The sequence below is a fragment of the Blastococcus sp. HT6-30 genome (assembly GCF_039729015.1).
Taxonomy (GTDB): Bacteria; Actinomycetota; Actinomycetes; order Mycobacteriales; family Geodermatophilaceae; genus Blastococcus.
Map to the genome: position 1 here is coordinate 2,748,656 of NZ_CP155792.1, position 26,180 is coordinate 2,774,835.

Sequence of the window (26,180 nt, forward strand, 5' to 3'; positions counted from 1 at the left end):
GTCAGACGATCTTCTGGCTGGCGAGGAAGTCGACGAACTTCTGCGCGCCGTCGCCCTCGTCGGTCACCTTGACGCCCTCGCCCTTCGGCGGGCGGCCGGCGAAGTCGAGCACCTTGCTGGTGGCGCTGGCCAGACCCACGCTGCCGGCGTCGAGGCCGAGGTCGGCCAGCGACTTGGTCTCCACCGGCTTCTTCTTGGCGGCCATGATCCCCTTGAAGGAGGGGTAGCGCGGCTCGTTGATCGTGTCCCAGGTCGAGATGATCGCCGGGAGGGGCGCCTCGAGGGCCCAGAAGCCGCCGTCGGTCTGCCGCTCCACCTTCGCGGTGCCGCCGTCGATGGTGACCTTGCGGGCACCGGACAGCTGCGGGATGCCCAGCCGCTCGGACAGCAGCGCCGGCATCACGCTCATCTGGCTGTCGGTCGCCTCGGCGCCGCAGAGGACCAGGTCGTACTCGAGCTGCTGGAGGGCCGCGGCCAGGACGGCGCTGGTCTGCACGGCGTCGGAGCCGTGGATCGCCTCGTCGCTGACGTGGACGGCCTTGTCGGCGCCCATGGACAGCGCCTTGCGGATGGCGTCGGTGGCGGAGTCGGGGCCGACGGTCAGCACGGTGACCTCCCCGCCCTGCGCCTCCTTGATGGTGAGCGCCTCCTCGATGGCGTACTCGTCCATCTCGTTGATGACGTTGTCGGCGGACGCACGGGCGACGGTGTTGTCGGCCGGGTCCAGCTTGCGCTCACTTCCCGAGTCCGGGACCTGCTTGACTAGAACGACGATGTTCATCGCGCTGAACCTTCCTCAGGACGCGTTCAGGATGCGGGCACGGGGGCCCGCCTGGCTCCGATCATGGAGGCTACTGCGGAGTAATGCCGCCGCGGCAGGAGGGGCCGGTGAGGCACATCACGCCGACGGGTCCGGTGACACCGCCCACGTCCCGGTCGCCGCGAAACCCCGGAGGGTCTCGGTGTGCGGGGCGAGGTCGAGCCCCTGCGCGGCGACCCACTCGTCGGAGTAGTAGGTGCGGGCGTACCGCTCGCCGCCGTCGCACAGCAGGGTGACCACGCTGCCCCGGCGGCCCTGCGCGACCATCTCCGCGACCAGGCCGAACGCGCCCCACAGGTTGGTGCCCGTGGACCCGCCCGCCCGGCGGCCGGTCGCCCGCTCCAGGTGCCGCATCGCCGCCAGCGACGCGGCGTCGGGCACCCCGATCATCCGGTCGACGATGGTCGGCACGAACGAGGGCTCCACCCGGGGCCGTCCGATGCCCTCGATCCGCGAGGGCCTACCGGTGGTCCAGCCGGGGTCACCGGCCGTGTACCCGGGCAGGAACGCCGAGTTCTCCGGATCGACGACGGCGAGCCGGGTCCGGTGCCGCCGGTAGCGCAGGTACCGGCCGATGGTCGCGCTGGTGCCGCCGGTGCCGGCGCCGACCACCACCCACTCCGGCACCGGGTGCCGCTCGGCGACGAGCTGCTCGAAGATCGACTCGGCGATGTTGTTGTTGCCCCGCCAGTCGGTCGCCCGCTCGGCGAAGGTGAACTGGTCGAGGTAGTGACCGCCGCACTCCGTGGCCAGCCGGCGGGCCTCCTCGTACATGTCGGGCGCGCGGTCGACGAAGTGGCACACGCCCCCGTGGAACTGGATCAGCGCGATCTTCTCCGGGCTGGTCGACCGCGGCATGACCGCGACGAACGACAGCCCCAGCATCCGGGCGAAGTACGCCTCGCTCACCGCCGTCGACCCGCTGGAGGCCTCCACGACGGTGCTCCCCTCGGTGATCTGCCCCGAGCACAGCCCGTAGAGGAACAGCGACCGGGCCAGCCGGTGCTTGAGGCTGCCGGTCGGGTGGGTCGACTCGTCCTTGAGGTAGAGGTCGACGCCCCACTCCGGGGGCAGCGGGTAGACCAGCAGGTGGGTGTCGGCGCTCCGGCGCGCGTCGGCCTCGACGGCGGCGACCGCGCGGTCCACCCACGCCCGGCCGCCGGGGTCGGAGTGGTCGACGTCCATGCGGTGCCCGGTCACGCGGGCTCGGCCGGCGCGACCAGCACGGGCCGGTCGGCAGGGGTCACCGTGACGGCGGTCCCGGGGGTCAGCAGCTGGCTGTCGGCGCTGGCGACGTCGATGCGCACCTCCACGCCGTCGGGCAGCGCGACGAGCACGCGGGTGGATGCGCCGGAGAAGGTGCGGGTCACCACGCGCCCGGATCCCGCCGGGTCGGCGGAGACCAGCAGCGACTCCGGCCGCACCAGCGCGACCACCGGGCCGCCGGAGGGCGTGGCCCCGGTCACCGGGCGCCGGACGCCGAGCAGCTGCGCCTCGCCGCCGGTGAGGACCGCCGGCAGCCGGTTCATCGTGCCCACGAACTCGGCGACGAACGCCGTCGCCGGGCGCTCGTACAGCTCGTCGGGCGAAGCCACCTGCTCGAGCCGGCCGGCGCGCATCACGCCCACCCGGTCGGCGACCGAGAGCGCCTCGGCCTGGTCGTGGGTGACGAAGACGGTGGTGATGCCCAGCTCCAGCTGGATCCGGCGGATCTCCTCCCGCAGCTGCACGCGCACCTGCGCATCGAGCGCCGAGAGCGGCTCGTCCAGCAGCAGCACCTGCGGCGCGACGGCCAGCGCACGGGCCAGGGCGACCCGCTGCTGCTGGCCGCCGGACAGCTGGTGCGGGTACCGGTCGCCGCGGTCGCCGAGCCCGACGAGGTCCAGCAGCTCGGCCGCCCGGCCCGACCGCTCGGACCTCGCCCGGCGGCGCACCCGGAGGCCGAACGCGACGTTCTCGGCGACGGTCAGGTTGGGGAACAGGCTGTAGGCCTGGAACACCATGCCCATGTCGCGCTTGCTCGGCGGGGTCCCGGTGATGTCCCGCTCCCCCACCAGCACGCGGCCGCCGTCGGGGCGGTCGAAGCCGGCGATCGCCCGCAGCGCCGTGGTCTTCCCGCAGCCGGAGGGACCCAGCAGGGCCAGCAGCTCGCCCCCGGCGATGTCGAGGTCGAGGCCGTCGAGGGCCACCACCGAGCCGTAGCGTCGGGTCAGCCGCTCCAGCCGCACCGGCGTGCCGGGCCGTCCGCGCAGGTCCGCGGGGGCGCCGGGAGACCGGTCGGTGGTGGTCCCGGGCAGCGAGGTCATGCGGACTCCTTCGGGCCACGCCGGCGGTCCAGCGCGGAGATCAGCAGCAGCAGCATCCAGGTCATCGCGAGGGAGAGCACCGACACCGCCACCGACAGCTGCGGCTGGGAGCCGGAGATGCGCACGATCCAGGTGGGGAACGTCTCGAAGCCGAGGATGTTGGCGATCGTGAACTCGCCCAGCACGAGGGCGAGGGTGAGGAAGGCGGCGTTCAGCACCGACGTGCGCAGCACCGGGAGCACGACCGAGACCAGCACCCGGGGCCAGCTGGCGCCCAGGCTGCGCGCGGCCTCGGTGAGCGTGGGCAGGTCGGCGCCGCGGACGCCGGCGTCGAGCGCCCGGTAGACGAAGGGCAGCGCGAGCACGACGTAGACGAAGACCAGGATCCACGGCAGCGCGGGCTCCTGGAGGGCGAAGAACGCCTCGGCCAGCGGGGTGCCGAGGAAGTGGTCCGGGGCCCAGGCCAGCACGCTGCGCACGCCGACGACCAACGCGATGGGCGGCAGCACCAGCGGCATCAAGGTGAGCAGCTCGACCGTCGTCCGCAGCCGGGGCAGCCGCAGGGTGACCAGCACGATCGTCGGCACCATGAGCAGCAGCGCGATGGCGACGGTGAGCCCGCCCAGCGCGAGGGAGCGGGTGAACGCCTCGGCGAAGCCGGGCGCCCCGGGGATCTCCGCGTAGTGCTCGGCGGTGAACCCGCCCTGGCCGCGGTCGCGCGCGGTGAACCAGACCGAGGCGGCGATCGGGACGAGGAAGTACAGGCCCAGCAGGGCGAGCACGGCGAGGCGCCAGGCACCGCTGCGGCGGCGTCCGGGCCGCCGCGGCTCCGGGGGCTCGACGCCCCCGGCGCCGGCGACGTTCTCCGCGAGCGCGGTCATGCCAGCCACCGCTGGGTTCGCCGCTGCACCCAGGCGTAGAAGATCATCACCAGGCCGACGACCACGACCATGCCGAGCGCGAGCGCCTTGCCGAGGCTCTCCGCCCCGACGACGACGTTGCTCGACAGCGCGTCGGCGATCTGCAGGGTGACCAGCGGGACGCTGCTGCCGACCAGCGCCTTGGCGGTCGCGTACGCGGCGAAGGCCGAGGCGAACAGCAGCATCGTCGCGCCGAGCACGGGGGGCGCCAGCACGGGACCCCCGACGTACCGCCAGTACTGCCAGCCGCTGGCGCCCAGGTTGTCCGCGGCCTCCCGCCACTGCGGCCGCAGGGCCTCCAGGGCCGGGATGATGATGAGCACCATCAGCGGGATCAGGAAGTACAGGTAGACCAGCGCCAGCCCGGTCATCGAGTACAGCGAGAACCCGCCCAGCCCGATGCCGAAGGTGTCCTGGAGCAGCGCGGTGACCACGCCGGCGTTGCCGATGGTGGCCAGGAAGGCGAAGGCGAGCGGGATGCCGCCGAAGTTGGCCAGCACCCCGGAGGCGGTGAGGACCAGACGGCGCAGCAGCCGGCCGCGGCGGGACCGCAGGATGGCCACGGCCAGCGCCAGGCCCAGGACGGCGCCGAGCACCGCGGTGATCAGCGACAGCTGGAGGCTGCCCAGGTAGGCCCGCCGGTAGGCGCCGTCGGTGACCGCGGTGATGGAGTCGGTCGACCACGTCTCCTCGAACGTCACCGGATCGGTCGCCCGGAACGCCTCGACGGCGAGCACGCCGATGGGCAGCAGCAGGAAGACGGCGACGTAGAGCAGGAACGGGAGGGTCCCGAGGACGGTCAGCGCGCCACCGCGCCGGCCCCTGCGACGAGGGGCCGGCGCGGTGCGCTCCGGTGCGGTCGTACTCAGCCGGAGATCTCCGCGTTCCAGCGCTCCGCCACGACCTGCTGGGCGGCGCTCTCCTGCTCCTGGGTCGGGAAGTCGGCCGTGCCCTCGACCTCGGGCAGCGCCGACAGCGCGTCGGCGTCGGCCGTACCCGCCTCCTCCATCGCGGGCAGGCGGACCGGGCGGGCACCACCGTTGAGCCAGATGTTCTGGCCCTCGTCGCTGTAGAGGAACTCCTCCCAGAGCCGGGCGGCAGCCGGGTGCGGCGCGAACTTGCTGATCGCCTGGCTGTAGTAGCTGCCGAACAAGCCGTCGGTAGGCACGTTCACCTCCCACTCGACCCCCTCCTCGGCGAAGGTGTCGGTGAAGGACGCGTTGAGGTAGTCCCAGTCGATCGAGATCGGCGTCTCGCCGCTCTGGATGGTGGCCGGGGTGATCTCGACCGGGTTGAAGTTGCCGACGTCCTTGATCTGCTTGAAGAAGTCGACGCCCGGGCCGATGTCGTCGAGGCTGCCCCCGTTGGCCAGGGCGGCCGCCCAGACGCCCCCGAAGGCCGCGGCGGCCTGCGTGGGGTTGCCGTTGAGCGCGACCTGGCCGGCGTACTGCGGATCGAGCAGGTCGGCGAAGGTGGTCGGGCACTCGGCGACGACCGAGGCGTTGCACCCGATCGAGATGTAGCCACCGTAGTCGTTGACCCAGTGGCCGTCGGCGTCCTTCTGGTCCTCGGGGATGTCGGCCCAGGTCTGCACCTGGTATGGCGCGAGCAGGTCCTGACCCTGCGCCTGACGGGCGAAGGCGGTGCCGAGGTCGAGGACGTCGGGCGCGCGGTCCTGGCCGCGCTGGCTGGTCACCGCGTTGAGCTCGTCCTGGCTGGACCCGTCGGGGCTGGCGCTGTTGATCTCGATGTCGTACTTCTCGCTGAAGGTCTCCAGCATCTCGCCGTAGTTGGCCCAGTCCGGCGGCAGCGCGATGACGTTGAGCTCACCCTCGGCCTGCGCGGCCTCGACGAGCGCGTCCATCCCGCCGCCTTCCTCCACCGAGGTGGCGGTGGCCCAGTCCGAGCCGCTCCCGCCGGAACCGCCGTCGTCCGAGCCGCAGGCGGTCAGGGTGAGTCCCGCCGTCACGACCGCGACCGCGGTCCGCAGGGTGCTTCGTCGCACGTGTCCTCCAGGTGTGGGGCCGCGCCCGCCCGGGGTCCGGTTGACCCCGGCCGTGCGGCCTCGGGGATTGTCGCCGACGCGGTAGGGCTCTGGCAGTGACGCGAGGCGACCGTTACGCGACCGTTGGGCCACGGACCGCCCGGTTCAGCGACCGGTGAAGGTGGCCTTGCCCGGCCCGTTCTCGAGGAACGACCGCATGCCGGTGTCCTGGTCCTCGGTGTCGAACAGCTCGGCGAACAGTCGGCTCTCCAGCGCCAGGCCCTCGTCGATCGGCAGGTCGAGCCCCTCGTCGATCGCGCGCTTGGCCGCGGCCAGCGCGAGCGGCGGGCCGGCGGCGAGCTTGCGGGCCATCACCAGCGCCGTCCCGTACACCTCGGCGTCCGGGACGACGGCGTCGGCCAGGCCCATCTCCAGCGCCTCTTCCGCACCCACGTGCCGGCCGGTGAAGACGAGGTCCTTGGCCCGCGCCGGGCCGACCAGGCGGGCCAACCGCTGGGTGCCGCCCGCGCCGGGGATCACGCCGAGCAGGATCTCCGGTTGGCCGATCTTGGCGCCGGCGCCGAGGACCCGGAAATCGGCGCACAGCGCCAGCTCGTAGCCGCCACCGAGGGCGTAGCCGGTGACCGCGGCGATGACCGGCTTCGGGATGCGGGCGACGGCGCGGAAGGAGTCCTGCAGCTCCCGGCCCCAGGCGGTCATGCCCGCGCCGTCGAGCTGCGACATCGCCTTGATGTCGGCGCCGGCGGCGAAGACCCGCTCCCCGCCGTAGACGACGACGGCGCGCACGTCGTCGCGGCGGCCGGCCTCCGTCGCCGCGGCGCGGACCTCCATGTGCAGCTGCTCGTCGATGGCGTTCATCTTCGGCCGGTCGAGCCGGATCGTGCCGACTCCGTCCTCGACCTGCAGGGTCACGAACTCGGGCTCGGCCATGTGCGGTTCCTCCAGGTGGCGGACGAGGTCGTCACAGGCACCCTAGCCAGCCGGTGCCGGCCCGCTCACCGGGCGCGGCGGGCGGTGTACCGGCCGTCGGTGCGGGTCAGCGACAGGCGGACGCCGAAGGTGTCCGACAGGTGCTCCGCGGTCAGCACGTCGTCGGCGGCCCCGGTGGCCACCACCTCGCCGTCGCGCAGCAGCAGCGCGTGGGTGTAGCCGGGCGGGATCTCCTCGACGTGGTGGGTGACGAGCACCTGGGCCGGCGCGTAGTGGTACCTCACGAGGTCCGACAGCCGGGCGACGAGGTCCTCCCGGCCGCCCAGGTCCAGGCCGGCACCGGGCTCGTCGAGCAGCAGCAGCTCCGGGTCGGGCATCAGGGCCCGGGCGATCTGGGCCCGCTTGCGCTCACCCTCGCTCAACGTGCCGAACGGACGGTGGGCGAACTGGGCGACGCCCCACTGCTCCATGAGCATCCCGGCCCGGGTCAGGTCGTGGACGTCGTAGCGCTCCCGCCACCGGCCCACGACGGCGTACCCGGCCGAGACGACGATGTCGCCGGTGCGCTCCGACGGCTCGATCCGCTGGGCGAGCGAGGCGCTGGTCAGGCCGATCCGCGGCCGCAGCTCGAAGACGTCGACCGCGCCGAGGGTCTCCCCCAGCAGCCGCACCTCCCCCCGGGTGGGGTGCATCTGGGCCGCCGCGAGCTGCATCAGCGTGGTCTTCCCCGCCCCGTTGGGTCCGAGCACGACCCAACGGTGGTCGGCCTCGACCGCCCAGTCGACGCCGCGGAGCAGGTGGTTCTGCCCCCGGACGACGTCGACACCGGTCATGCGGACGACCGCCCCCTCGGGGGCGCCAGGGTTCGACACGTCCCCCATCCAACCAACCTTTCCCGCCGCCGGTGCGCCCGCTCCGGTCACGGAGACGGCACGATCACCCCGGTGACCCACTCCTCCCCCGCCGGATCCCCGGTCCCGGCCGTGCTCCCCGGCACGCCCGCTCCCCTCGGAGCGGCGTGGGACGGCCGCGGAACGAACTTCGCGCTGTGGTCGGCCGGGGCCTCCGCGGTCGACCTGTGCCTGTTCGACCCCGACGGCGCCGAGCGCCGGTACCGGCTCGAGGAGACCACCCACCAGGTGTGGCACGGCCGGCTGCCCGGGACCGGCCCCGGCCAGCGCTACGGCTACCGGGTGCACGGCGGCTACGACCCCTTCTCCGGGCTCCGCCACAACCCGGCGAAACTCCTGCTCGACCCCTACGCCCGCGCGGTCGACGGCGAGCTGCGGCTGGACGGCGCGCTGTTCGGCCACCCCGTCGACGCGGTGGACTCCGCCGTCCCCGACGGCCGCGACTCCGCGCCGTACGTGCCCCGCAGCGTGGTGGTGCACGACCCGTTCCCGTGGGACGGTGACCGCCCGCTGCGCCGGTCGTGGTCGGACACCGTGATCTACGAGGTGCACGTCAAGGGCGCCACCGCCACGCACCCCGGCGTCCCGCTCCACCTGCGCGGCACCTACGCGGGCCTGGCGCACCCGGCGTTCGTCGAGCACCTGCTCGCGCTCGGGGTCACCGCGGTCGAGCTGCTGCCCGTGCACCACTTCGTCAGCGAGCCGCACCTGCTGCGCCGCGGGCTGACGAACTACTGGGGCTACAACACGCTCGGCTACTTCGCCCCGCACGCCGCCTACAGCTCGGCGGGCAGCGGCGGCGGGCAGGTGACCGAGTTCAAGACGATGGTCCGGGAACTGCACGCCGCGGGCATCGAGGTGATCCTCGACGTCGTCTACAACCACACCGCCGAGGGCGACCACACCGGTCCGACGCTGTGCTTCAAGGGCATCGACAACGCCGGCTACTACCGCCTCGACGGCGACAACCCCGCCCGGTACACCGACTACACCGGCTGCGGGAACACCCTCGACGTGCGCCGGCCGGCGGTGCTCGGGCTGCTCATGGACTCGCTGCGCTACTGGGTCACCGAGATGCACGTCGACGGCTTCCGTTTCGACCTCGCCTCGGCGCTGGCCCGCTCGATGCATGACGTCGACCGGCTGTCGGCCTTCTTCGACGTCGTGCACCAGGACCCGGTGGTCAGCCAGGTCAAGCTGATCGCCGAGCCCTGGGACGTCGGGCCGAACGGCTACCAGGTGGGCAACTTCCCGCCCCCGTGGACCGAGTGGAACGGCAAGTACCGCGACACCGTGCGCGACGTGTGGTCCGGTGCGCACGTGGGGGTGCGCGACCTCGCCTACCGGCTGACCGGTTCGTCGGACCTGTACCGCTCCGACGGCCGCCGTCCGTTCGCCAGCATCAACTTCGTCACCGCGCACGACGGGTTCCCGCTGGCCGACCTGGTGGCCTACGAGCACAAGCGCAACGAGGCCAACGGCGAGGGCAACCGGGACGGCGAGAGCCACAACCGGAACTGGAACTGCGGGGTCGAGGGCCCCACCGACGACCCTGCCGTGCTCGCCCTCCGCGCTCGCCAGGCGCGGAACCTGCTCGCCACCCTGCTGCTGTCCACCGGGGTGCCCATGCTCACCGCCGGCGACGAGCTGGGCCGCACGCAGCGGGGCAACAACAACGCCTACTGCCAGGACAACGAGCTGTCGTGGCTGGACTGGTCCGCGGTCGACGACGACCTGCTCGCCTTCACCACCCGGCTGGTGCGGCTGCGGCGTGGAGCTCCCGTGCTGCGCCAGGAGGCCTTCTTCGAAGGCCACGAGCTGCCGGGCACGGGCGGTACCCGGGACCTGGCCTGGTTCGCCCCCGGCGGTGGCCAGCTCACCACCGCCGAGTGGTTCGACACCGGCCTGCAGACGGTCGGCATGTACCTCGACGGCCGTGGCATCCGGCATCGCGACGAGCACGGCCACCCGGTGGTCGACGACTCCTACCTGGTGCAGCTGCACGCCGGCCCGGACCCGGTGACCGTCACGCTGCCCGGACCGCCGTGGGCCGACGGCTACGAGCTGGCGCTCTCCACGGAGTACGCCCGCGGAACCCCGCCGGAGCCGACCTTCGTGGCACCCGGGCCGCTCGAGGTGCCCGGCCGCTGCGTCTGGCTGCTCCGGGTGGAACGCCGACCCTGAGACGGCGAGTGCGCAGTTGCTGCGGCCGACTCACGCGGACACGCCGCCGGCAGCGGCGACGACTGCCCACTCGGCGAGCCGCTCGCGGTGCCCGGACGCGCCAGAGCCCCGGTCCTGGCGGGCGGACCGGGGCTCTGGCGCGACGCAGCTGCTGGTTACTCCTCGGGCTGCTCGAACGTGATGACCGTCCAGCCGAGCAGCAGTCGGTCCCCGTCGGAGAGCGGGTGGGCCACCCCCGGTTCCAACTGGGTCCACTCGGTCGCCTCCGGGCCGGCGACGTGAGTGCCGTTGAGCGAGCCCAGGTCGACCAGCGAGACCTCGCGGCCGGAGCGGGTGAGCGCGGCGTGCGCCGAGGAGAGCACGTTCTGGGTGTCGGCGATCGGCACCGCCCGGGCCGACCCGCTGGCCACCATCTCGTGGTTGTCGGGGCGCCGGCCGAGGACGAGGTCCTCGTCGACCGTGACGACCAGGCCGTCGTCGAAGCGCAGGATCGGCGCGGCGTCGGACGGGTCGGGCCGCCAGAACGCCGTCTGCTCGCCGGACTCCGGGTGCTCCGCGGAGGCGGCGGAGGACGCCCGGCTCGAACCGAAGCCGCCGGACTCGGGACCCGCGAACGACGACGCCGGCGCCGCGGCGGTCGCCGGGGCAGCTGCCTCCGCCGGCGCGGGGCCGGCCAGGTGCAGCGTGGCGCCGCCGCCGGGCACGGTGCCCTCGACGAGGTCGTAGCTCACGCCCGGCGGGGTGCGGGGGGCCGACTGGCCGGGCCCGACGTACAGCGACTGCCCCAGCGGGAAGCCGGCGGCGAGCGTGCCGCCGTCGACCGACGAGCCGGAGACGGGGACGCCGTCGACGGCCGGCTGGCCCTTGCCCGCCCACAGCGCGACACCGGTGCCGGCATCGGTGGTGAGGACGAGCGCGAACGAGGCGCTCCCGGAGGCGAGCGAGCTCACCTGACCGGCGACGGCGGCCAGGACGCGATCGGCGCCGGGGCCCGACACGCCCAGGCAGGCGTGCAGAGCCGAGACCAGAGCGGGCGAGCCGGGAGCGTCGACCCACAGCAGGCCGCCGCCACGGCGGGCGACGACGGCATCTCCGGGGAGGACTTCACAGCGGTCGGGCATGGCGTCCAGCCTAGTGATGCACAGCCGGTCTGGCCTGCGCGCAGGAAACCGCCACGCCGGGGCATCAGGACGTCACGTGTGGTCACTGTGACCGCCGTGGTCCGAGTGTCCGCTGTGCTGCCGTCAGGCGGTGCTCACCACGCCGAGCTCCGCGGGGTCCGCCAGGTACCGGGAATGCGGGAGGACCCGCACGGTGTAACCGAACGCCCCCGTCCGCTCGAGCGGGACCGTGGCCGTGAACCAGTGCCGGGAGCCGTCGGTGTGCTCGTGGCCCATGGGCACCGTCGTCACCTCGTGCAGCCCGTCGGCGTCGTCCACCCGGCCGTAGGCGGCCTGGACCTCCACGTCCGACGGCGTCAGCCCCGGCAGCTCGACCTCGGCTCTCAGCGCCAGGCTCGACCCGATCTCCGGGGTGTCCCCAGCGCCGGTCGCCTCGACGTGGGCGACCCGCACGTCGTGCCAGTGGGACAGCAGGTGGGACCGCCACGAGGCCTCGCTGCGCGCCGGCGCGTAGCCGTCCGTGGCCATCGCGCGGGCCGACCCCGCGGCGGGGACGTAGAGCGCCCGGACGTAGTCGCGGACCATCCGGGTGGCCAGCACCTTGGGGCCGGTCTCGCGCAGCGTGTGCCGCACCATCTCCACCCAGCGGCCGGGGATGCCGTCGCGGTCGGTCTCGTAGAACCGCGGCAGCACCTGGTTCTCGAGCAGCTCGTAGATCGCCCGGGCCTCGACCTCGTCGCGGCGGTCGGGGTCGGCCACGCCGTCGGCCGTGGGGATGGCCCAGCCGTTCTGGCCGTCGAACCACTCGTCCCACCAGCCGTCGCGGATCGACAGGTTCAGCCCGCCGTTCAGCGCCGCCTTCATCCCGGAGGTGCCGCAGGCCTCCAGCGGGCGCAGCGGGTTGTTCAGCCAGACGTCGCAGCCCCAGTACAGGTAGCGGGCCATGCCGATGTCGTAGCCGGGGAGGAACGCGATGCGGTGCCGGATCTCCGGGTCGTCGGCGAAGGCGACCATCTGCTGGATGAGCCTCTTGCCGCCGTCGTCGGCGGGGTGGCTCTTGCCGGCGATGACCAGCTGGACCGGCCGCTCGGGGTCCAGCAGCAGCGCCTTCAACCGCTCCGGATCGCGCAGCATGAGGGTGAGCCGCTTGTAGGACGGCACCCGCCGGGCGAAGCCGATGGTCAGCACGTCGGGGTCGAAGGCGCCGTCGGTCCAGCCGACCTCCGCCTCGGTGGCCCCGCGCGACAGCGCGGTCTCCCGGATGCGCCGGCGCACCTCGTCGACCAGGCGCCCCCGCAGCAGGCGCCGGGTACCCCACAGCTCGGCGGCCGGGATCCGGTCGACCCCGTCGAAGTGGACGTCGCCCTCGACGTCGACCGTGTCGCCCTGGCTCGAGGTCTGGGTGCCCATCTCGACCAGCTCCCGCGCGGTCCACGTGGGGGCGTGCACACCGTTGGTGATCGACCCGATCGGCACGTCCCGCTCGTCGAAGCCGGGCCACAGGTCGTTGAACATCCCGCGGCTGACGTGCCCGTGCAGCATGCTGACGCCGTTGGCGCGCTGGCCCAACCGCAGCCCCATGTGCGCCATGTTGAACTTCGCCGGATCCTCCTCGGCCCCGAGCGGCAGCAGCTGGTCCATGGGTACGCCGAACCCGGTGAAGTAGCGCTCGATGAGGGCCTTCGGGAACCGGTCGATGCCCGCCGGCACCGGCGTGTGCGTGGTGAACACGGTGCCCGCACGGACGGCCTGCAGTGCCTCGGCGAAGGTCAGGCCGTGCGCCTCGGTCAGCTCGCGGATGCGCTCGACGCCCTGGAAGCCGGCGTGGCCCTCGTTGGCGTGGAACACCTCCGGCTGCGGGGTGCCGGTCAGCGAGCAGTACGCGCGCAGCGCCCGCACCCCGCCGATGCCCAGCAGCATCTCCTGGCGGAGGCGGTGGTCCTCGTCCCCGCCGTAGAGCCGGTCGGTGACCCCGCGCTCGATGGGGGTGTTCTCCTCGATGTCGCTGTCGAGGAGCAGCAGCGGGACGCGGCCGACCTGCGCCCGCCAGACGTGCGCGTGCAGGGTGCGACCCTCGGGCAGCGGCACGTTGATGACGGCGGCCGAGCCATCGGCCTGGCGCAGCAGCTTGATCGGCAGGCCGTGCGGGTCCAGCGAGGGGTAGTGCTCCAGCTGCCACCCGTCGGCCGACAGGCCCTGGCTGAAGTAGCCCGCCCGGTAGAGCAGACCCACGCCGATCAGCGGGACGCCGAGGTCGGAGGCGGCCTTGAGGTGGTCGCCGGCCAGGATGCCCAGACCGCCGGAGTACTGCGGCAGCACCTCGCTGATGCCGAACTCGGCCGAGAAGTAGGCGATCGTCGCGGGCGCCTCCGCCCCGAGCGACTGGCACCAGCGCGGGGTGGCGAGGTACTCCTCCAGGTCGTCGACGGCGTCGGTCAGCCGGCGCACGAAGCGTCGGTCCTTGGCCAGCGCCGCCAGCCGCTCGGCCGACACCTCGCCGAGCGCGCGGACCGGATCACCGCCGCAGCGCTGCCACAGGTCGGGGTCCAGGGCCTCGAAGAGGTCCCGGGTCTCGGCGTGCCACGACCAGCGCAGGTTGCTGACCAACTGGGACAGCGGCAGGAGCGGCTCGGGCAGAGCGGCACGGACGGTGAACCGACGGAGAGCTCGCACCGGGCGAGCCTAACGAGTTCCGGGCCCGCCGGCAGGCTTCCCGCGAGGACCTGCCCGGGAGGGGCCCCACCCCTTCCGCCGCCCCGACGGGAGGGGTGGATGCGCGGCCGAGATGCTGGTGGGGCGGCACCTCGATAGCGTGGCCGGGATGAATGGCCGCGCTGACCTCCGCCTCGGCATCACCGATGTCGCCCCCGTCGTGTCCTGCGGGTCCTTCTCGGCCCGCGCGGTCGTCGGCGAACACCTGCCGATCACCGCGACCGTCTTCCGCGAGGGCCACGACGCCGTCGCGGCCGACGTCGTGTGGACCCCGCCCGACGGGGACGACGCGGCCGCACCCTTCCTCCGCATGGCGAAGCTCCCCCCGGAGCCCGACCGCTGGATCGCCGGCGTCGTGCCCGACCGGGAGGGCCGGTGGACCTTCCGCGTCGAGGCGTGGAGCGACCCGCTCACGACGTGGAAGCACGCCGTCGAGGTCAAGGTCGAGGCCGGCCAGGGGCCCGAGGAGCTCGCCAACGACCTCGAGGAGGGCGCGCGCCTTCTCGACCGCGTCGTCGCCGAGGCCGACGGCGAGTGGCGCGACCGCATCGCCGCCGCTGCCGGCTCGCTGCGCGACACCTCGCAGGAGCTGACCGTCCGCATCGCCCCCGCGCTCGCGTCGGGCCTGCAGCGGTACCTGCACGAGCACCCGGTGCGCGAGCTGGTCACCCGATCCCCCGAGTACGAGGTGTGGGTCGACCGCAAGGAGGCCCTCTACGGGTCCTGGTACGAGTTCTTCCCGCGCTCGGAGGGCCCCGTCGTCGGCGGGCGGCCCACGCACGGCACCTTCACCACCGCCGCCGACCGGCTGCCGGCGATCGCCGAGATGGGTTTCGACGTCGTCTACCTGCCCCCGATCCACCCGATCGGGAAGGTGAACCGCAAGGGCCCGAACTCCAGCCAGTTCCCCGGCGGCAACCCCTCCGACGTCGGACCCGACGAGGTCGGCTCGCCCTGGGCGATCGGCAGCGACGAGGGGGGGCACGACGCCGTGCACCCGCAGCTGGGCACGATGGACGACTTCAAGGCCTTCGTGGCGCGCACCCGCGAGCTCGGCATGGAGGTCGCGCTGGACCTCGCGCTGCAGGCCGCGCCGGACCACCCGTGGGTCGCCGAGCACCCCGAGTGGTTCACCACCAAGCCCGACGGCACGATCGCCTACGCGGAGAACCCGCCGAAGAAGTACCAGGACATCTACCCGATCAACTTCGACAACGACCCCGAGGGCCTCTACGCCGAGGTGCTGCGGGTCGTGCGCGTGTGGATGGACGCCGGCGTGCGCATCTTCCGCGTCGACAACCCGCACACCAAGCCGCTGAACTTCTGGCACTGGCTGATCTGGGAGGTCAAGAAGACCGATCCGGACGTGCTGTTCCTGGCCGAGGCGTTCACCCGGCCGGCGATGATGCACCAGCTGGCCCGGATCGGGTTCACGCAGTCCTACACCTACTTCACCTGGCGCACCGAGCGGCAGGAGCTGGAGGAGTACGGCCAGGAGCTGGCCGCGAACTGCCACTACATGCGGCCCAACTTCTTCGTGAACACCCCGGACATCCTCCACGAGTCGCTGCAGTTCGGCGGCCCGCCGATGTTCAAGATCAGGGCCGTGCTCGCCTCGATGCTCAGCCCCACCTGGGGCGTCTACTCCGGCTTCGAGCTCTTCGAGCACGTGGCCGTGAAGCCGGGCAGCGAGGAGTACCTCGACAGCGAGAAGTACAAGCTGCGCCCGCGCGACTGGGCGGGCGCGGAGGCGTCGGGCCGGAGCCTCGCGCCGTACCTGCGCCGGCTCAACGAGGTGCGGCGGGCCCATCCCGCGCTGCAGCAGCTGCGCACCCTGCGGTTCCACCAGGTCGACAACCCCAACCTGCTGTGCTTCTCCAAGACCGACCCCGGCTCGGACGACGCCGTCCTCGTCGTCGTGAACCTGTCCAGCCGGGACACCCAGATCGGCACGACGGCACTGGACCTGCCGACCCTGGGCCTGGACTGGCACGAGCGTTTCGCGGTCACCGACGAGCTCACCGGCGCCCGGTACGACTGGGGTCAGTTCAACTACGTGGAGCTCGACCCCTACCGGGAGCCGGCCCACGTCTTCGCCGTCACCTTCCCGCGTCCCGTGCAGTTCCCGCCGCCGGTCGAGTAACCGGCCCTTTCCGACCGCACCTCCGACCCGAACGAGGCATTGGCGTCGATGAGCGTTCCCGTCCCCGACTCCCGCAGCAACCACTCCCCGCTCCCACCACCGGGCACCGACCCGGAGTGGTACAAGCGCGCGGTCTTCTACGAGGTCCTCGTCCGGGGCTTCGCCGACAGCAACGCCGACGGCATCGGCGACCTGCGCGGCATGATCGACAAGCTGGACTACCTCCAGTGGCTCGGCGTCGACTGCCTGTGGCTGCCGCCGTTCTTCGCCTCGCCACTGCGCGACGGCGGCTACGACGTCAGCGACTACACCGCCGTCCTGCCGGAGTTCGGCGACATCGAGGACTTCCGCGAGTTCCTCGAGGCCGCCCACGCCCGCGGCATGCGGGTGATCATCGACTTCGTCATGAACCACACCTCGGACCAGCACCCCTGGTTCCAGGCCAGCCGCAGCGACCCCGAGGGCCCCTACGGGGACTTCTACGTGTGGGCCGACGACGACACCGGCTACGCCGACGCACGGATCATCTTCGTCGACACGGAGAGCTCCAACTGGACCTTCGACCCGGTGCGCAAGCAGTACTTCTGGCACCGGTTCTTCTCCCACCAGCCCGACCTGAACTTCGAGAACCCGAAGGTCCAGGAGGCGATCATCGACGCCCTCCGGTTCTGGCTGGACCTGGGCATCGACGGCTTCCGGCTCGACGCCGTGCCCTACCTCTTCGAGGAGGAGGGCACCAACTGCGAGAACCTGCCACGCACGCACGAGCTCCTCAAGGAAGTGCGCAAGGTCGTCGACGCCGACTACCCCGACCGGGTGCTGCTGTGCGAGGCCAACCAGTGGCCGGCCGACGTCGTCGAGTACTTCGGCGAGAACGGCGACGAGTGCCAGATGGCGTTCCACTTCCCGGTCATGCCGCGCCTGTTCATGGCGGTGCGCCGGGAACAGCGCTTCCCGATCTCGGAGATCATGGCCCAGACGCCGGACATCCCCGACAACTGCCAGTGGGGCGTCTTCCTCCGCAACCACGACGAGCTGACCCTCGAGATGGTCACCGACGAGGAGCGCGACTACATGTGGGGCGAGTACGCGAAGGACCCCCGCATGAAGGCCAACATCGGGATCCGCCGCCGGCTGGCCCCGCTCCTGGACAACGACGTCAACACCCTCGAGCTGTTCAACGCCCTGCTGCTGTCGCTGCCCGGCTCGCCGGTCCTGTACTACGGCGACGAGATCGGCATGGGGGACAACATCTGGCTCGGTGACCGCGACGCCGTCCGGACCCCCATGCAGTGGACGCCCGACCGCAACGGCGGGTTCTCCAGCGCCGACCCCCAGCGCATGTACCTGCCGCTGAACGGAGACCCCGTCTACGGCTACCAGGTCACCAACGTGGAGTCGCAGCTGCGCAACACCAACTCGTTGCTGCAGTGGGTCCGCCGGATGATCCAGGTCCGTGGCCAGCACCCCACGTTCGGACTCGGCAGCTACGCCGAGATCGGGTCGCGCAACCCCACCGTGCTGTCGTTCGTCCGCGAGTTCGGCGACGACGTCGTGCTCTGCGTCAACAACCTGTCACGGTTTCCGCAGCCGGTGGAGCTGGACCTGCGGCGGTTCGAGGGTTACACCCCCGTCGAGCTCACCGGCCGGGTGGAGTTCCCGCAGATCGGCGTCCTGCCCTACATGCTCACCCTCGCCGGCCACGGCTTCTACTGGTTCGAGCTGTCCAAGCCCACCGAGCCGGTTCCCGACGAGCACGAGGACTGGGCCAGCGCCACGTCGAGCGCCGTCGCCGACTCGCTGCTGGCCGCCGGTGTGGTGAGCGACGCCGACGAGACCCCGTCCGACGAGTCCGGAGACGCCCGATGAGCGCACTGGCCGAGCTGTTCCGTGAGTGGATCCCGCAGCAGCGGTGGTTCGGCGGCAAGGGCCGCGAATGGGCCGGTGTCACCGAGGAAGGCTTCTTCCTCGACCGCGGGAACCCGGTGCTCTCGGTGCACCGGGTGACCATCGAGTACACCGACGGCGCCCGCGACACCTACCTCGTCCCGCTGTCCTGGCGTGACCAGCAGTCCGAGGACCTGGAGACGGCACTCATCGGTTCGGTCGCCAACGAGGGGAACCAGACGTTCGCCTACGACGCGATGCGCGACCGGGAGGCCACGGCCCCCTGGCTGATCCACCTGGCCCAGGGCTCGTCGGTCGGCCCGATGCGCTTCTCCCCCGCGGACGAGGGGAACATCCCCGACGGCCTGCCCGGCGACATCATCTCGACCGAGCAGAGCAACACCTCTCTCGTCTACGGCCAGGAAGCGATCTTCAAGCTGTTCCGCCGGCTGGAGCCGGGGTTGAACCCCGACGTCGAGATCCACGGCGCCCTGCGCCGGACGGACAACGAGCACATCGCCCCGCTGCTGGGTCACGTCGAGATCGACGACCCCACCGGCGGGGAACCGGCCACGGTGGCCATGCTGCAGACGTTCGTGCCGAACGCCAGCGACGGCTGGCGCCTGGCGACCGCGAGCGTCCGGGACCTGTACGCCGAAGGCGACCTGCACGCCGACGAGGTGGGCGGTGACTTCGCGGCCGACAGCGAGCGGCTGGGCGCGGCCACGGCGTCCGTGCACGCCGACATGGCGGCGGTCCTGCCGACGGAGGAGGCCACCTCGGAGTGGTTCGCCACCGTGTCCCGGCAGATGTCCGATCGGCTGGACGCGGCCATCGAGATCGTGCCCCAGCTGGCGGAGCACGCCGATGCGCTCCGCGAGGTGTACGCCGGCATCGTCGGCGCCGAGGAGCGGGTGGTCCGCCAGCGGGTGCACGGGGACCTGCACCTCGGCCAGGTCCTGCGCACCGCGACCGGCTGGATCATCCTCGACTTCGAGGGCGAGCCGGCCCGACCGCTCGCGTCCCGCCGGGAGCTGGACAGCCCGCTGCGGGATGTCGCCGGCATGCTGCGCAGCTTCGACTACGCCGCCCGGCACCTGCTCGTCGAGCAGCCCGAGGACTCGCAGCGCGAGTACCGCGCCCAGGAGTGGGCGGCGCGCAACCGGGCCGCCTTCTGCGTCGGCTACTCCGAGGCCAGCGGGCTGGACCCGTGCGGGGAGTCACCACTCCTTCGGGCGTTCGAGGCCGACAAGGCGGTTTACGAGTGCGTCTACGAGGCGAGGAACCGTCCGCACTGGCTCATGATCCCGCTCCAGTCGATCGCCCGGCTCGCCGGTCGCGACTGAGCTCCCGAACCGACGGACCAGAGCACCGAGAACGGACGAGGACGGCGAGACGATGACGACCGACGACCGAGGCGAGAGCCACGTGGCCGGCAAGGACGATCTGCAGCGCGCCGTGGAAGAGAGGGTGGCCGAGGCCGAGGCCAACGGCGCCGGCCCGGTGGTCAACGCCGAGCCGGTGAAGAAGGCGACCCGGCGCACCGCCGCGAAGAAGACGGCCGCCGATGCGGGCACGACCGACGCCGCGGACGCACCGCCGGCCAAGAAGGCGGCGGCCAAGAAGGCGCCCGCGAAGAAGTCTCCGGCGAAGCGGGCCCCGGCCCGGAACGCGGCGGCCTCGGACACCCCCGTGACCGCCGCGAAGCGGTCGACGGCGAAGAAGTCCGCAGCCGCTCCCACGGCCACCGAGGCCACCCCGGAACCCGGCGGCGACGACACCGAGACCACGGTCAACCCGGTGGTGTCCCCCGCGCCCGTCGCCCAGCCCGGCTCCCCGTCCGGCGCACCGGCCGGGCAGCCGGAGGCGCCCGACCCCGACCCGGCCACGCCGCCCACCCCCCAGGCGCCCGCCCAGGCCTCCGGGCTGTCCGGCGGCACCACCGCCGGTGCGGCCGAGGACGTCACGATCCAGACCTTCACCGACGAGGACCTGCGGGCGATCGTCGAGGGCTGGTCCCGCGATCCGCACCGCATCCTCGGCGCCCACCGCACCGAGAGCGGCTGGGCGGTGCGCACGCTGCGTCCGGACGCCGTCGCCGTCGCCGTCCTGGACGAGGACGGCAGCCGCTACGACGCCGTCCGACTGCACGGCGGGGAGATCTACGAAGCGCGCCTCCCCCGCCAGCCCGGCGACTACCGCATCGAGGTGGTCTACGGGGACGGCTCGGGCGGCACCACCACGCACACCGTCGACGACCCCTTCCGCTGGCTGCCCACGCTCGGCCCGCTCGACGAGCACCTCATCCGCGAGGGCCGGCACGAACGCCTCTGGGAGGTGCTCGGCGCACACGTCCGGCGCTACGAGACACCCCGCGGCTCGGTGGAGGGCGTCTCCTTCGCCGTCTGGGCGCCCAACGCCCGCGGCGTCAAGGTGACCGGCGACTTCGACTACTGGCAGGCCCGCGCGTACCCGATGCGGCACCTGGGGTCCTCCGGCGTCTGGGAGATCTTCATCCCCGGTGTGCAGGCCGGTGTCCGGTACCGCTACCACGTCCTCGGCGCCGACGGCACGTGGCGGGAGAAGTCCGACCCGCTGGCGTTCGCCACCGAGGTGCCACCGCTGAACGCCTCCGTGGTCACCGAGTCCTCCTACCAGTGGAAGGATGACGCCTGGCTGGCCACCCGCGCCGAGGCGGGGTGGCACCAGCGGCCCATGAGCATCTACGAGGTGCACGCCGGGTCCTGGCGCCAGGGGCTCTCCTACCGGGAGCTCGCCGACGAGCTCGTCGACTACGTCGTCTCCGCCGGCTTCACCCACATCGAGTTCATGCCGCTGGCCGAGCACCCCTTCGGCGGCTCCTGGGGCTACCAGGTCACCTCCTACTACGCCCCCACCTCGCGCTTCGGCAGCCCGGACGACCTGCGGTACCTGATCGACCGCGCCCACCAGGCCGGGATCGGCGTCATCGTCGACTGGGTGCCCGCGCACTTCCCCAAGGACGAGTGGGCGCTGGCCCGCTTCGACGGAACGCCGCTGTACGAGCACGGCGACCCGCGCCGGGGCGAGCAGCTGGACTGGGGCACCTACGTCTTCGACTTCGGCCGGTCCGAGGTCCGCAACTTCCTGGTCGCCAACGCGCTGTTCTGGGCCAAGGAGTTCCACGTCGACGGCATCCGCGTCGACGCCGTGGCCTCGATGCTCTACCTGGACTACTCCCGCGACGAGTGGCTGCCGAACAAGTACGGCGGCCGGGAGAACCTGGAGGCGGTGGCCTTCCTGCAGGAGTTCAACGCCACCGTCTACCGCGAGGTCCCCGGCGTGGTCACGATCGCCGAGGAGTCCACCGCCTGGCCGGGCGTCACCCGGCCCACGCACCTCGGCGGCCTGGGCTTCGGCTTCAAGTGGAACATGGGCTGGATGCACGACTCGCTGGCCTACGCCGAGCGGGAGCCGGTCTACCGCAGCTACCACCACGGCCAGCTCACGTTCTCGATGCACTACGCCTACAGCGAGAACTACGTCCTGCCGATCAGCCACGACGAGGTCGTCTACGGCAAGGGCTCCATGTTGCGGAAGATGCCCGGCGACCGGTGGCAGCAGCTGGCGAACCTGCGCGCCTACCTGGCGTACATGTGGGCCCACCCCGGAAAGCAGCTGCTGTTCATGGGTTCGGAGTTCGCGCAGGACTCCGAGTGGGCCGAGAGCCGCTCGCTCGACTGGTGGCACCTCGACGACCCGGCGCACCGCGGCGTCCTGCAGCTGGTGACCGATCTCAACGGGCGCTACAGGGAGTTCGACGCCCTGTGGTCCCTCGACGTCGATCCCACCGGCTTCCAGTGGATCGACGCCAACGACGCCTCGGGGAACGTGCTGTCGTTCCTCCGCTACGGAGCCGCACCGCAGGCGGCGGCGAGCACCGCCGCCGACGCCGAGGCGGTCGGCGCGGCCGGCGCCGTCGAGCCGGCCGCGCCGCAGGGGTCGGCGCTGGCCTGCGTCGTCAACTTCTCCGGCAGCCCCCACCACGAGTACCGGATCGGCCTGCCCCGGCCCGGGCAGTGGCGGGAGGTCCTCAACTCCGACGCCGAGGGCTACGGCGGCTCGGGGGTCGGCAACTACGGCGGTGTGGAGGCGGTGGCCGAGCCGTGGCACGGTCAGCCGTACTCGGCGACCATCTCCGCTCCGCCCCTCGGCACCGTCTGGTTCCTGCACGAGGACTGATCGCCCGTCGCCTCCTCCGGCCGCGCCGCTCCGGTTCGGCCGGAGTGCCGCCGGTCGTCCGGTGCACCAGGCATGCTGTGCGGCGCGCGCCCGGCCGGGTGGGCACCTGCCGGGCACGTGGAGGAAGCGCCGGGATGAGGCCGCTGCTGCACCGGATGACCCCCGTGGTCGTCGCGGGACTGGTGCTCACCGGCTGCGCCACCGGCACGGTCCGCGGCCAGGCCTCCCCCGGGCCCGGTGAGCCGGTCGACGTCCCCGCCCAGCACTTGCCCGTCACCGGGGTCAGCGAGGACCCCATCGACCAGTTCGCCCGGAACGCGCTGGCCGACCTGGAGGCGTTCTGGACGCAGGCCTATCCGGCGCACTTCGGCGGGGAGTACACCCCGCTGGCGGGCTACTTCTCGGTGGACTCCGCAGACCTCGACGAGAGCGCCTACCCGGAGACCGGCATCGGCTGCGAGGACTCGTCCACCCCACCCGAGGACGTGGCCGGAAACGCCTTCTACGACCCCGTCTGCGACGTCATCGCCTACGACCGCTCGCTGCTGCAGGAGCTCTCCGACGACCACGGCCGCCTTCTCGTCCCCGTGGTCATGGCCCACGAGTTCGGGCACGCCATGCAGGGCCGCTTCGGCTTCGCCGCGTCCGGCCGCAGCATCCAGGACGAGACCCAGGCCGACTGCCTGGCCGGGGCGTGGACGCGCTGGGTCGCCGACGGCGGGTCCCGCCACCTGTCCCTGCGCGAACCCGAGCTCGACGACGTCGTCCGCGGGTTCCTGCTGCTGCGCGACGACGTCGGCAGCGACCCCGACGACGTCGAGGCGCACGGCTCCTACTTCGACCGGGTCTCGGCGTTCTACGACGGCTTCGACACCGGCCTGGCCACCTGCCGCGACGCCTTCGGCGAGGACCGGCTGTTCACCGCGGCCGAGTTCCAGCCGACCGACCTCGACCAGGGCAACGCCGCATTCGACGACATCGTGACGTGGGTGGGGACGACGCTGCCCGCCTTCTGGGGCGAGGTCTTCCCCGATGCGCTGGGCAGCGAGTTCGACGCCCCCGAGGTCGCCGGCTTCCAGGGGGATGCGCCCGACTGCGCGGGGCTCGAGGACCGCGACCTGGGCTACTGCCGGGACGACCGGACCGTCTACATCGACGAGAGCGAGCTCGCGGTGCCCGCCTACGACGAGATCGGCGACTTCGCGCTGGCCACCGCCATGGCGCTGCCCTACGCCCTGGCGGTGCGCGACCAAGCCGGCCTGTCGGTCGACGACGGCGCGGCGATGTGGTCGGCGGTCTGCCTCACCGGCTGGTACGAGGCCCAGTGGTACGACGACGCCTTCGGCGAGCTGCTCGAGGCCGAGATCAGCCCCGGCGACCTGGACGAGGCCGTGCAGTTCCTGCTGCAGTACGGCGTCGACGACCGGGTCTTCCCGGACGTCGACACGTCGGGCTTCGAGCTGGTGGGCGCCTTCCGGACCGGCTTCCTCGACGGCGGAGAGGCCTGCGAGCTCGGCGGCTGACCCGCGCGGCGTTTGCGACCGCCCGGCGACGGTGATCCAGACAGCATGCCTCGGCGACGCGGGACCCGTCTGCTGGCCGCCCTCGTCGCGGTGCTGGCCACCGGCGTCCTGACCGGCTGCGGCGTCGTGGTGCTGGAACCGCCGCGCTCGTCCGGGCCGGGCCCGGAGACGGTCCCGGGCGGGAACTCCCCCGTCGTCGGCGCCACGGCGGAGGAGGTCGACGTGCTCGCCTCCGACGCGCTCGCCGACCTGGAGGTCTTCTGGGCCGGGGAGCTCCCCGAGGTGTTCGGCACCGCGTTCCAGCCGTTGCAGGGTGGCTACTTCAGCGTCGATCCCGGCGACCTCGACCCCCGGCAGTACCCGGACGGCGTCGGCTGCGGCGCCGACCCCCGGGAGGTGGAGGACAACGCCTTCTACTGCCTGGACGGGCAGCGACCGAACTCCGACTCGATCACCTACGACCGCGCCTTCCTCGCCGAGCTCGCCTCCGGGTACGGCCGATTCCTGCCCGCGCTGGTGATGGCGCACGAGTTCGGGCACGCGGTGCAGGGCCGGGTCGGTGCCCCCTCGGCCTCGATCGCCATCGAGACGCAGGCGGACTGCCTCGCCGGCGCGTGGACCGCCTGGGTCGCCGCCGGGAACGCCGAGCGCTCGGAGATGGAGGAGGCCGATCTCGACGACCTGCTGCGCGGCTACTTCCTGCTCCGCGACCCGGTGGGCACGGGCACTGCGCAGCAGTCCGCCCACGGCTCCTACTTCGACCGCGTCTCCGCCTTCCAGGAGGGCTTCGACGCCGGGGCGGTCGCCTGCCGCGACGAGTTCGGGCCCGAGCGGGTGTTCACCCAGAGCCAGTTCACCCGGGACGACGACTTCCGCCGGCAGGGCAACCTGCCCTACGACCAGCTGGTCAGCCTGGTCGACAGCGCCCTGCCGGCGTTCTGGGAGCGGGTGTTCGCCGAGGACTTCGGCGGGCGGTTCGACGCTCCCCCGCTCGAGCCCTTCGCCGGCCGTGCGCCCGGCTGTGCACCGGCCGACCGCGACCTCGTCTACTGCGCCGACGGCAACGTGGTCGGCTTCGACGAGGGCCTCACCAGGGAGGCGTACCGGCTGGGCGACTTCGCCGTCGCGACGGCGATCTCCATCCCCTATGCGCTGGGCGCCCGCGACCAGCTGGGCCTGGACCCGGCCGATCCGGATGCGATCCGTTCGGCGGTGTGCCTCACCGGCTGGTTCAGTGCGGAGGTCAACCGGGGCGCGGTGCCGGGGACGGAGGTCTCACCCGGGGACATCGACGAGAGCGTGCTCTTCCTGCTCACCTACGGCGTCGAGGAGCAGGTCCTGGGCGCCGCCCAGCTGTCGGGCTTCCAGCTGGTGGACGTCTTCCGGGGAGGATTCGTGGAGGGCGCCGCCGCCTGCGACGTCGCGGCCTAGAACAGCGCGGCGGTGAGCTGGCGCCGGGCCTGGTTCACCCGCGGGTCCTGGTCGCCCACCACGGCGAACAGCTCCACCAGGTGCCTGCGCGCCGCGTCCCGGTCCTCACCGGCGGTGCGCCGGACCACGTCGAGCAGCCGGTCGAAGGCCGCCTCGATGTTGCCCGTGCCGAGCAGGAAGTCCGCGGCGCGGGTCTGCGCGGCGACGTCGTCCGGAGCAGCGTCGGCGGCGGCCAGCGCGTCGGGGCCGGCCTCCTCGGCCCGCCGGAAGAGCTGCACCTGGCGCAGCGCCAGCGCCGCGTCGGCGTGGTCGGGCTCCTCGGCGAGGATGGCCTGGTAGGCGGCTTCGGCGGCGGCCAGGTCACCGCGCTCGAGCGCGGCCTCGGCGGCGTCCAGGCGCGGGTCCTCCGACTCCTCCTCCGGCGCCGCACCGGGAACGGCCCCGCCGGTGGTCGCCTGCACCAGCTCGCTGACGAACTGGCGCGCCTGCTCCTCGGGGATCGCACCGGTGAACTCGGCGACGAGCTGCCCCTGCCAGACCGCCTTGACGGCGGGGATGCCCTGCACCCGCAGCCCCTGGGCCAGCGCCGGGTTGGCCTCGACGTCGACCTTGGCGAGCACCCAGGAGCCGCCGCCCTCGACGGCGAGCGCCTCGAGCACCGGGGAGAGCTGCTTGCACGGCCCGCACCACTCTGCCCACAGGTCCAGCACCACCGGCACCTGGAACGACCGGTCGAGGACCTCGGCCTGGAAGGTCGCCTCGGTGACGTCGACGACGGCGCCCCCCGGCGCACCGGCCGGTGCTGCGGCGCTCGGCGGCGGGGCCGCCTGCGCCCGGGCGGCCGCCTCGGACCGCGCCTTGACCGCGGCGAGGTCGACCGCACCGGCCATCGCGGCCGCCATCTGGGCCTGCTGGGCCTGCGTGCGCGGGTCGGGACGTCCTGGACGGGTCGGCTGCATGTACCTATTGTCTCCCTACCGGTCGACACCGCAGCCAGGGGCCGTCGCGGCCTGGGTCGAGCACATCCGTTGCGCCACCCGGGGAGCCTCCGGGCGCCGCGACGAGG

18 protein-coding genes are annotated in these 26,180 nt (G+C 72.7%); 7 read left to right on the forward strand and 11 right to left on the reverse strand.

The genetic code is table 11. The features are described 5' to 3' along the window. Position 1: 1 nt before the first annotated feature. The 8 genes from ABC795_RS13270 to ABC795_RS13305 all read right to left on the reverse strand — a co-directional run bounded on the left by ABC795_RS13270 (position 2) and on the right by ABC795_RS13305 (position 7,862). Positions 2-781 carry an electron transfer flavoprotein subunit beta/FixA family protein gene (locus ABC795_RS13270; RefSeq protein WP_347057655.1) on the reverse strand — a complete coding sequence of 260 codons (780 nt, stop codon included), beginning with the start codon at positions 779-781 and terminating at the stop codon, positions 2-4. Positions 782-898: 117 nt separating this feature from the next. Next, positions 899-2,020, reverse strand: a complete 1,122-nt coding sequence (locus tag ABC795_RS13275; RefSeq protein WP_347057656.1) for a PLP-dependent cysteine synthase family protein — start codon at positions 2,018-2,020, stop codon at positions 899-901. After that, positions 2,017-3,126 carry an ABC transporter ATP-binding protein gene (locus tag ABC795_RS13280; RefSeq protein ID WP_347057657.1) on the reverse strand — a complete coding sequence of 370 codons (1,110 nt, stop codon included), beginning with the start codon at positions 3,124-3,126 and terminating at the stop codon, positions 2,017-2,019. Before ABC795_RS13280 ends, ABC795_RS13275 begins: the two co-directional genes overlap by 4 nt. Then, entirely contained in the window at positions 3,123-4,007 is an 885-nt protein-coding gene (locus ABC795_RS13285) for an ABC transporter permease (protein WP_347057658.1), read from the reverse strand. Before ABC795_RS13285 ends, ABC795_RS13280 begins: the two co-directional genes overlap by 4 nt. Further along, positions 4,004-4,783, reverse strand: coding sequence for an ABC transporter permease subunit (locus ABC795_RS13290; protein ID WP_347057660.1), 780 nt, complete (start codon positions 4,781-4,783; stop codon positions 4,004-4,006). Before ABC795_RS13290 ends, ABC795_RS13285 begins: the two co-directional genes overlap by 4 nt. Positions 4,784-4,911: 128 nt before the next feature. Next, positions 4,912-6,051 carry an extracellular solute-binding protein gene (locus tag ABC795_RS13295; protein WP_347057661.1) on the reverse strand — a complete coding sequence of 380 codons (1,140 nt, stop codon included), beginning with the start codon at positions 6,049-6,051 and terminating at the stop codon, positions 4,912-4,914. A 144-nt stretch (positions 6,052-6,195) separates the two neighbouring features. Continuing rightward, positions 6,196-6,981, reverse strand: a complete 786-nt coding sequence (locus ABC795_RS13300; protein WP_347057662.1) for an enoyl-CoA hydratase-related protein — start codon at positions 6,979-6,981, stop codon at positions 6,196-6,198. A 65-nt stretch (positions 6,982-7,046) separates the two neighbouring features. Then, positions 7,047-7,862 (reverse strand): ABC transporter ATP-binding protein, encoded by an 816-nt coding sequence (locus ABC795_RS13305; protein WP_347057663.1) that lies wholly within the window; start codon positions 7,860-7,862, stop codon positions 7,047-7,049. A gap of 63 nt (positions 7,863-7,925) precedes the next feature. Between ABC795_RS13305 and glgX the strand changes: the two genes are divergently transcribed. Next, a complete protein-coding gene (gene glgX, locus ABC795_RS13310; protein WP_347057664.1) occupies positions 7,926-10,076 on the forward strand; it encodes a glycogen debranching protein GlgX in 2,151 nt (716 codons plus the stop codon). 155 nt (positions 10,077-10,231) lie between these two features. On the opposite strand, the gene ABC795_RS13315 is transcribed toward glgX, so the two are convergent. Together ABC795_RS13315 and glgP are read right to left on the reverse strand one after the other, a co-directional pair. Further along, positions 10,232-11,197, reverse strand: a complete 966-nt coding sequence (locus ABC795_RS13315; RefSeq protein ID WP_347057665.1) for an FHA domain-containing protein — start codon at positions 11,195-11,197, stop codon at positions 10,232-10,234. A gap of 123 nt (positions 11,198-11,320) precedes the next feature. Beyond that, positions 11,321-13,870 carry an alpha-glucan family phosphorylase gene (glgP, locus tag ABC795_RS13320; RefSeq protein ID WP_347057666.1) on the reverse strand — a complete coding sequence of 850 codons (2,550 nt, stop codon included), beginning with the start codon at positions 13,868-13,870 and terminating at the stop codon, positions 11,321-11,323. Between the two features lie 148 nt (positions 13,871-14,018). Between glgP and ABC795_RS13325 the strand changes: the two genes are divergently transcribed. From ABC795_RS13325 to ABC795_RS13350, 6 genes are all read left to right on the forward strand, one after another. Beyond that, positions 14,019-16,052 carry an alpha-1,4-glucan--maltose-1-phosphate maltosyltransferase gene (locus ABC795_RS13325; protein ID WP_347057667.1) on the forward strand — a complete coding sequence of 678 codons (2,034 nt, stop codon included), beginning with the start codon at positions 14,019-14,021 and terminating at the stop codon, positions 16,050-16,052. Positions 16,053-16,100: 48 nt separating this feature from the next. Beyond that, a complete protein-coding gene (gene treS, locus ABC795_RS13330) occupies positions 16,101-17,921 on the forward strand; it encodes a maltose alpha-D-glucosyltransferase (RefSeq protein ID WP_347057668.1) in 1,821 nt (606 codons plus the stop codon). After that, positions 17,918-19,285, forward strand: coding sequence for a hypothetical protein (locus tag ABC795_RS13335; RefSeq protein WP_347057669.1), 1,368 nt, complete (start codon positions 17,918-17,920; stop codon positions 19,283-19,285). Before treS ends, ABC795_RS13335 begins: the two co-directional genes overlap by 4 nt. A gap of 52 nt (positions 19,286-19,337) precedes the next feature. Further along, the gene (glgB, locus tag ABC795_RS13340; protein ID WP_347057671.1) at positions 19,338-22,160 is read left to right on the forward strand and encodes a 1,4-alpha-glucan branching protein GlgB; all 2,823 of its coding nucleotides are present in this window, start codon (positions 19,338-19,340) and stop codon (positions 22,158-22,160) included. 134 nt (positions 22,161-22,294) lie between these two features. Then, positions 22,295-23,683: a neutral zinc metallopeptidase gene (locus ABC795_RS13345; protein ID WP_347057672.1), complete on the forward strand. Its 1,389-nt coding sequence runs from the start codon at positions 22,295-22,297 to the stop codon at positions 23,681-23,683. A 45-nt stretch (positions 23,684-23,728) separates the two neighbouring features. After that, positions 23,729-25,114, forward strand: coding sequence for a neutral zinc metallopeptidase (locus ABC795_RS13350; protein WP_347057674.1), 1,386 nt, complete (start codon positions 23,729-23,731; stop codon positions 25,112-25,114). Here the strand turns inward: ABC795_RS13350 and ABC795_RS13355 are convergent. Next, complete coding sequence (locus ABC795_RS13355) at positions 25,111-26,073, reverse strand: tetratricopeptide repeat protein (RefSeq protein WP_347057675.1); 963 nt, start codon at positions 26,071-26,073, stop codon at positions 25,111-25,113. The two genes, ABC795_RS13350 and ABC795_RS13355, sit on opposite strands and share 4 nt — an antisense overlap. Positions 26,074-26,180 lie beyond the last annotated feature (107 nt).